The sequence below is a fragment of the Nonomuraea sp. JJY05 genome (assembly GCF_043496855.1).
GTDB lineage: Bacteria > Actinomycetota > Actinomycetes > Streptosporangiales > Streptosporangiaceae > Nonomuraea.
On sequence record NZ_JBIEIS010000041.1, the window covers coordinates 33,498 to 41,153 of the forward strand.

Below are 7,656 nucleotides of genomic sequence, written 5' to 3' on the forward strand. Positions count from 1 at the left end.
GATCCGAACGGTGGACAGGACCGTCCCCCTTGGCGGCGAGGCCCCGGCCAGGGGCGATCACCGGCGCCGCCGGCCCGGTCGCGGGTTCACCGACGACCGGTTCGCGCTGGCTCTGATGGCCCCGGCGGCGGTGTTCCTGGCGGTGTTCGTCGGCTGGCCGCTGGTGAAGCTGGTCGTGGACAGCCTGTACGACATCGCCCCGCTGGCCGGGACACGTGAATTCACCGGACTGGGCAACTACGGCCAGGCGCTGACCTCGCCCGAGTTTCTCGGCGCTGCCGGTCGTACGGCCTTGTACACGACGCTCGTCGTCACGCTGGAATTCACCCTCGGGCTGGCGGTGGCCTTGCTGTTCAACGCGCTCGGCAGGCGGGCAAGGTGGATCCGGACGCTGTTCCTGTACCCCCTGATGATCGCCCCGGTGGTGGCGGGCCTGCTCTGGCGGTTCCTGCTGATCGACAACTTCGGCATCGTCAACGAACTGCTCACCCGGCTCGGCGTCATCGGCGGGCCCGACGCGATCGGCTGGCTGAGTGACCCGGGCATCGTGCTGTTCTCGGTGGCTCTGCCGGACATCTGGCTGACCACCTCGTTCATGGCCCTGGTGCTGTTCGCGGGGTTGCAGAACATTCCGGGCGACGTGCTGGAGGCCGCTCGTCTCGACGGCAGCGGGCCCTGGCACACCCTCACACGCGTGACGCTGCCGCTGCTGCGGCCGGTCATCGCCGTCGCGCTCGTCGTACGCGGCATCGACGCGGCGCGGGCTTTCGACGTGATCCTCATCCAGACCAATGGCGGCCCACAGTCGGCCTCCGAGACGCTCAGCCTGCTCATCTACCGGACGATGGTGCGATTCGGCGAGCCGGGGCTCGCCAGCGCCATGGGCACCCTCTACCTGCTCGCGATGCTGGTCGTAGCGCTGATCGCGGTCGCCACCATCTGGCGGCCGGGGAAGGGGGCGGCGCGATGACCTCCCGCATGAGCACCCGCACGCTGTTGTGGGCACTGCTGGCCACCATCGTGGTGTTGTACGCGTTTCCGTTCGCGTACCTCGTCCTGACCTCGCTGAAACTGCCCACTGACGCCATCGCCGTGCCGCCGATGGTGCTGCCCGAGTCCTGGAGCCTGGAGAACTACGGCACCGCTCTGGCCACGCCCGGCGTGATTCCCTCGTTCATCAACAGCACCTCCACCGCCGTGATCAGCACGCTGCTGTCGGTCCTGCTCGCGGTCCCGGCCGCATACGGCATCACCCGCTACGGGACCGTGAGCGGGCGGATCTTCGTCATGCTGGCCCTGGTCACCCGTATGGTGCCGCCCGTCGCCGTCGGGGTTCCGTTGGTCAACCTGATGAGTGCGGCCGGCATCACCGACACGCCGACCGCGCTCGCCCTGGCCCACACGACGATCTCGCTGCCGCTGTCGATCTGGCTGATGGCCAGCTTCTTCGAGGCAGTGCCGTCCAGTCTGGAGGAGGCGGCGAAGGTCGACGGCTGCACCCGGCTGCAGGCGATGGTGCGGATCGTGGTGCCGGTCGTCGGCGGCGGCATCGCGGTGACGGCGATCTTCGCCTTCCTCGCGTCCTGGAACGAGTTCCTGTTCGCGCTGCTGCTCACGGCGGTGCGGGCGCAGACGACGCCGATCGTCATCGCCAACTTCCAGACCCAGTACGGCCTGCAATGGGGACCCATGACCGCACTGGCCACCCTGTACTCCGTCCCCGTCGTCCTGTTCACCCTGCTGCTCCAGCGGCGGATCGTCGCGGGCATGACCCTCGGCGCCGTCAAGGGCTGATCCACCATTTCGCGAAAGGTCAATATCCATGCAGTTCTGGCAGCCGACCAGCCCGCTGGGCGGACTTCCGCACGTCAAGGCCGGACGATCGCTGCGATCGTCGACCTGGGACCGTACCGGCGGCAACCGCGACTTCGCCGTCGTCGCCCCGGGCGAGACCCACGTGCTGGCCGACATCGAGGGCAGCGGGATCATCGAGCACATCTGGCTGACCACCCGGTGCTACTCGGAGAAGTACCTGCGCAAGCTCGTCATCGAGATGTACTGGGACGGCGAGGACAACCCCAGCGTGCGCAGCCCGCTGGGCGACTTCTTCGGGGTCGGGCACGCAACCTGTACGCACTACGTGTCACTGCCGCTCAGCATGGTCTTCGGTCCGCGCCGCGGACCCAAGGGCCCATTCGCAGCCGCGATGAACTGCTACTTCCCGATGCCGTTCGGCTCGCGCGCCGAGATCGTACTGCGCAACGAGAGCGACATGCCGGTGGAGAATTTCTTTTACTACATCGACTATGAGCTCACCAACGAGCCGATTCCCGAGGACATGGGCCGTTTCCACGCCTACTACCGGCAGGAGAAGCCCTGCCAGAAGGTCGTGCACCCCTCGGGCGCGGAGAACCCCCCACCGTGGGAGCTGCCGGGCGTCAACCTCACCGGAGACGACAACTACGTCATCCTGGACGCCACCGGCACCGGGCACTACGTCGGCTGCGTGCTGAGCATCGACAACTTCGACGCCTCCAACCAGCAGTTCACCTGGCCGGGGGAGGGCGATGACATGATCTTCATCGATGGTGAGCAGTGGCCGCCGTCCCTGCACGGCACCGGCACCGAGGACTACTTCAACGCCGCGTGGGGATTCCCGAGCGGGGGGTACGCCGGGCCGTACCACGGCATATCGCTGGCCAGCAGTCCGCAGGAGCACTTCGGCCTGTGGAGCATGTACCGCTTCCACATCGAGGATCCCGTTCGCTTCGCCGAGTCCATTCGCGTCACCATTGAACATGGCCACGCCAACGACCAGGGCAACGACTACTCCAGCGTCGCTTACTGGTACCAACTCCATCCGCACGCCCCGCACGCCGACCTCCCCCCGGTCGAGGAGCGGCTGCCGCGCCGCTGGCCCGAGCACGGTCTCTGGGACGAGTGATGCGACCGACCACGCCATCAAGGGATCCCCCTGGCAGCAGCGAGGAAGAGGAGACAGGCGGTGACCAGGCGACCGAGCATCCGGGACGTCGCACGCGAAGCAGGCGTGTCCATCACGACCGTCTCCCGCGCGCTCAACGATGTGGAGGGCGCCCGGCTGCCCGACGAAACCCGTCGCAGGGTTCGCGAGACAGCCGAGCGGCTGGGGTACGCCCCCAACAAAATGGCCCGCGGACTGCGCACCCAGCGCAGCCACATGCTGGGGATGATCAGCGACCACATCGCGACCACCCCGCACGCCGGCCGGCTGATCCTCGGCGCCCAGGAGGTCGCGATGACTCGCGGGTGGGCGTTGATGCTCATCAACACCGGGGGAGACCCGGCCGCGGAGGCGCGCGGCATCCAGGCGCTGCACCAGCAACAGGTCGACGGGGTGCTGTACGCCACGATGTACCACCAGGTCGTCGAGATTCCGGCCGCCCTGCACGGTCTCCCGCTGGTCCTGGCCGACGCGAGGATCGAAGGTGATGGGCCGCCCGCCGTGGTCCCGGACGAGGTCCAGGGAGGCTACGACGCCACCCGGGAACTGCTCGAGCACGGCCACCGGCGCGTAGGGCTCGCCCTCAACAGCGACGACGTTCCCGCCACCCACGGGCGCCTGCACGGTTATCGGCAGGCACTGGAGGAGTCGGGGATCGCCTACGATCCCGCACTCGTGGTGCGGGAGGAGTCCGAGTCCACGGGCGGCTACCTGGCCTGCCGCCGCCTGCTGGAGCGCACGCCCCGGCCCACCGCGATCTTCTGCTACAACGACCGTATGGCCATGGGGGCCTATCGGGCGGCCGCCGAGCTCGGTCTGCGCATCCCCGCGGACGTGTCGGTCGTCGGTTTCGACAACCAGGAGTACATCGCCGACGGCTTGTACCCCGCCCTCACCACCCTGCAGCTACCCCACTACGAAATGGGCGCCTGGGCCGTCGATCGCCTCATGGAGCTGATCGACGACCCCGCCCGGAAAACAGGGCTTGTCCCCGTGCGGACACTGCCCTGCCCCCTCGTCCGCCGGTCCTCGGTCGCGGCACCGTCCGCCTGAGGCGTACCGGCGTCATCACCGGAAGGGTCTTACGTGCTGCGTCTCGACGACCATTGGGTCTGGGACTTCTGGCTCGCCGACGACGGCGAGACCTACCATCTGTACTTCCTCAAGGCGCCCAAGACGATCGGCGACCCCGACCAGCGCCACTGGAACGTCTCGGTCGGCCATGCCGTGTCCGCCGACCTCACCGACTGGACCGTACGCCCTGACGCCCTCGCCCCCAGCACCAGCCCCGCCTTCGACGACTACACCACCTGGACAGGCTCGATCGTCCGGGCGGACGACGGCACCTGGCACATGTTCTACACCGGCACCAGCCACGCCGAACGCGGGCTCAAACAGCGCATCGGCCTGGCCACCTCGGACGACCTGCACACCTGGCACAAGCACGGCGCGGAAGCCATCCTGGAAAGCGACCCACGCTGGTACGAACAACTCCATGGCGCTCAGTGGCCCGATGAAGCGTGGCGTGACCCCTGGGTCTTTCGAGACCCTGGCGGGGACGGCTGGCACATGCTCATCACCGCCCGCTCCCGGGTCGGCGACCCCGACCAGCGCGGTGTGATCGGACACGCCCGCTCCCACGATCTGCTCACCTGGGAAGCGCAACCTCCGCTCAGCGCGCCCGGCACCGGCTTCGGCCACCTGGAGGTCATCCAGGTGGAGATCGTCGGCGGCAGCCCCGTACTGCTGTTCTCGAGCCTTCACACCGAGCTGTCGGAGGAGCGGCGTTCGACCGGCGAGCGCGGCGGTGTCTGGGTACTCCAACCCGGCGACCTGCTCGGACCGTACGACCCGCGGCAGGCGCGGCGCCTCACCGAAGAGTCCCTCTACAGCGGCCGCATCGTTCGAGATCGCGCGGGCGCCTGGGTCATGCTCGCCTTCCGCCACACCGACGACGGCGGCTTCATCGGCGAAATCACCGGCCCGATCCCCGTGCGCCTCGATCCGGCTCACGGCCTGCAGAGCACCCAGCCGCTCCCGATGTGACACCCCGCCCGCTCGACGGGCCCTCGAACCACCTTCGACAAAGCCGACCGGCATGCCCTCAAGCGCCGCCTTGCTCTCTGGGCTGGAGCACGGCGGGCACACTTCAGCCCACCTGCCTTCTCGACCCCCCAGATATCGCTTCCCACCGTCAGGAGGAACCGCATGACCGAGAAGAATCCCAGCCTCGCCCGCCGCGCGCTGCTCAGAGGAGTGCCGGCCGTCGGCGCGGCGGCGGCCGGCTTAGCCGTGCTGTCAGGCCGGCCCGCCGCAGCCGCTCAGACCCGGCCGTCCACGGTGTACGACGTCACGACCTGGCCCCACTCCACCAACCCGGCCATCACCTGCTACACCGACATCGGCGCGTTGATCAACGACATCATCGCCGACATCAAGCAGCGCCAGCCCGACCAGTCGTCGAAGCCCGGTGCGGTGATTCACATCCCGCCCGGCGACTACCCGCTCAAGACCAGGGTCACGGTCGATGTCAGCTACCTCACCATCAAGGGCGACGGCCACGGCTTCGCCTCCTCCAGCATCCGGTACAACGCCGGCGACACCTCGGCCTGGCACGAGATCTGGCCGGGCGGCAGCCGGATCCGGGTCGAGAACACCGACGGCAAGAGCGAGGCCTTCTTGGTCTCCCGCAGCGGGGATCCACGGCTGAGCTCGGTCGTCTTCGACAACTTCTGCCTCGACGGACTCTCCTTCACGCCGAACCAGAACTCCTACGCCAACGGCAGGATCGGGATCCGCGTCGAAACGGCGAACGACGCCTTCCGCATCGAACGGATGGGGTTCGTCTACCTTGAGCGCGCACTGATCGTGCGAGACGCGGACGCGCTGAGCGTGCACGGCAACTTCATCGCCGAATGCGGGAGCTGCGTGGAGCTGATCGGCTCCGGACAGGCGTCGAAGGTCACCGACAACCATGTCGGGGCCGGATACATCGGCTACTCGATTCTCGCCGAAGGGCACCAAGGGCTGCTGATCGCCGGGAACAACATCTTCCCGCGTGGCAAGAGCCTGATCCACCTCCGGAACACCAACCGGTCGTCGATCACGGGAAACCGGCTGCACGGCTTCTACCCCGGGATGCTCGATTCGGATGGGGCCAACAAGGAGAACCTCGTCAGCGGCAACCACTTCCGGAGGGAACCGGAACCCTGGGGGCCGATGCAGCCGTACGACAACGGCAAGGACGACCTGTACGGGGTGATCCACCTGCGCGGTGACGGCAACATGGTCACCGGCAACCTCTTCGCCTATGACGTCGCTCCGGCCAAGATCAAACCATCCGGCGCGCAACCCACCATGATCCTCGTCGCCGCCGGACACAACAACCACGTGTCCAACAACAGCGTGGTCAGCAACGTGGCGGTGAACGCCGTGGTGCTCGATGAGAGCACGCACGGCACGAAAGTGATCGACAGCGCCACCGCCTCGCAGTTCGTCGCCTACGCCGCCGAGTACACCTTCCGCGCCACCCCCTAGCCTCTGCCGGGCGGCCCGAGCTCCCGGGCCCGGTAACGCCTCGGAATCGAACCCTTGCCAGTGTCCGTTTTGGGATGAAGAATCGATTTGCTGAATCGATTCTTCAGGGAGAACCATGGGAAAGCCACGGATCAAGGACGTCGCGGCCCGAGCCGGCGTAGGCGTCTCAACAGTCTCCGTGGTCCTGAACAACGTCGAGGGCGCGCGCGTCAGCCCCGAGACCCGGGAGCGGATCCTCGCCGCCGCGCGCGACCTCGGCTACACCTCCAACCCGATCGCCCGCAGCCTCCGTACCCGCAGGACGCAGACGATCGGGTTCGTGAGCGACGACATAGCGACCACCCCGTTCGCCGGGCGGATGATCCAGGGAGCTCAGGACGCGGCCTGGCGGGCCGGTTACCTGCTGTTCCTGGTGAACACCGGGGGAGAGCACGCGCTCGAACGCCGGGCCGTCCGGGCGCTGCTCGACCGGAGGGTCGATGGTGTCATCTACGCCACCATGTACCACCGCGACGTCGAGATCCCCGAGATGCTCGGCGACGTGAGCACCGTCGTCCTGGACGCCCGCCCCACCGGCGGGTCCATGCCGTACGTGGTGCCCGACGAACGCGGAGGCGCGGCCGCGGCGGTGGGCGAGCTCCTCCGCGCGGGTCACCGGCGGATCGGGTTCGCCACCGAGTCGCTGGAGGTCCCGGCGGCATCCGGACGCCTGGCCGGGTACCACGAAACGCTGGCCGCGGCCGGGGTCCCCGCTACCCCGGAGCTTGTCGTGGCCGAGCACGGCGACACGGCGGGAGGTTACCGAGCGGCGAGGCGCCTTCTCGACCTCGACGAACGGCCCACCGCGATCTTCTGTTACAACGACCGGATGGCGATGGGGTGCTACCGCGCCGCGGCCGAGAACAGCCTGCGCATCCCACACGACCTGTCCGTCGTCGGGTACGACGATCAGGACCTGATCGCACCCGAGCTGTCCCCCGCACTGACGACCGTCGCCCTGCCCCATTACGAGATGGGCACGTGGGCGGTCCGCCGGCTGCTGGAGCTCATCCAAGACGGCCTCGGGCAACGAGAGCAGGGACATCTCATGCCATGCCCGCTGGTCAGGCGGGACTCGGTGGGGCCGCCGCCGCGGT

At 68.1% G+C, this 7,656-nt stretch carries 7 protein-coding genes; all 7 read left to right on the forward strand.

Going from position 1 to position 7,656, the window contains the following annotated elements:
* The first annotated feature begins 10 nt into the window (after nt 1-10).
* Nucleotides 11-970 carry a carbohydrate ABC transporter permease gene (locus ACFKCF_RS45850; protein WP_394501664.1) on the forward strand — a complete coding sequence of 320 codons (960 nt, stop codon included), beginning with the start codon at nt 11-13 and terminating at the stop codon, nt 968-970.
* Nucleotides 967-1,794 carry a carbohydrate ABC transporter permease gene (locus ACFKCF_RS45855; RefSeq protein ID WP_394501665.1) on the forward strand — a complete coding sequence of 276 codons (828 nt, stop codon included), beginning with the start codon at nt 967-969 and terminating at the stop codon, nt 1,792-1,794. Before ACFKCF_RS45850 ends, ACFKCF_RS45855 begins: the two co-directional genes overlap by 4 nt.
* Nucleotides 1,795-1,822: 28 nt before the next feature.
* Complete coding sequence (locus ACFKCF_RS45860; protein WP_394501666.1) at nt 1,823-2,944, forward strand: glycoside hydrolase family 172 protein; 1,122 nt, start codon at nt 1,823-1,825, stop codon at nt 2,942-2,944.
* Nucleotides 2,945-3,004: 60 nt separating this feature from the next.
* Nucleotides 3,005-4,036 carry a LacI family DNA-binding transcriptional regulator gene (locus tag ACFKCF_RS45865; protein ID WP_394501667.1) on the forward strand — a complete coding sequence of 344 codons (1,032 nt, stop codon included), beginning with the start codon at nt 3,005-3,007 and terminating at the stop codon, nt 4,034-4,036.
* 33 nt (nt 4,037-4,069) lie between these two features.
* Entirely contained in the window at nt 4,070-5,029 is a 960-nt protein-coding gene (locus ACFKCF_RS45870; RefSeq protein ID WP_394501668.1) for a hypothetical protein, read from the forward strand.
* A gap of 162 nt (nt 5,030-5,191) precedes the next feature.
* Nucleotides 5,192-6,520 (forward strand): NosD domain-containing protein, encoded by a 1,329-nt coding sequence (locus tag ACFKCF_RS45875; protein WP_394501669.1) that lies wholly within the window; start codon nt 5,192-5,194, stop codon nt 6,518-6,520.
* 115 nt (nt 6,521-6,635) lie between these two features.
* Nucleotides 6,636-7,656 (forward strand): LacI family DNA-binding transcriptional regulator (locus tag ACFKCF_RS45880; RefSeq protein ID WP_394501670.1); only part of this gene is annotated, 1,021 nt, incomplete at its 3' end.

What these genes read in the sequence shown, in the direction of transcription:
- ACFKCF_RS45855 (WP_394501665.1), top strand. Translation starts at nt 967, where the DNA reads ATGACCTCCCGCATGAGCACCCGCACGCTGTTGTGGGCACTGCTGGCC.
- ACFKCF_RS45860 (WP_394501666.1), top strand. Translation starts at nt 1,823, where the DNA reads ATGCAGTTCTGGCAGCCGACCAGCCCGCTGGGCGGACTTCCGCACGTC.
- ACFKCF_RS45875 (WP_394501669.1), top strand. Translation starts at nt 5,192, where the DNA reads ATGACCGAGAAGAATCCCAGCCTCGCCCGCCGCGCGCTGCTCAGAGGA.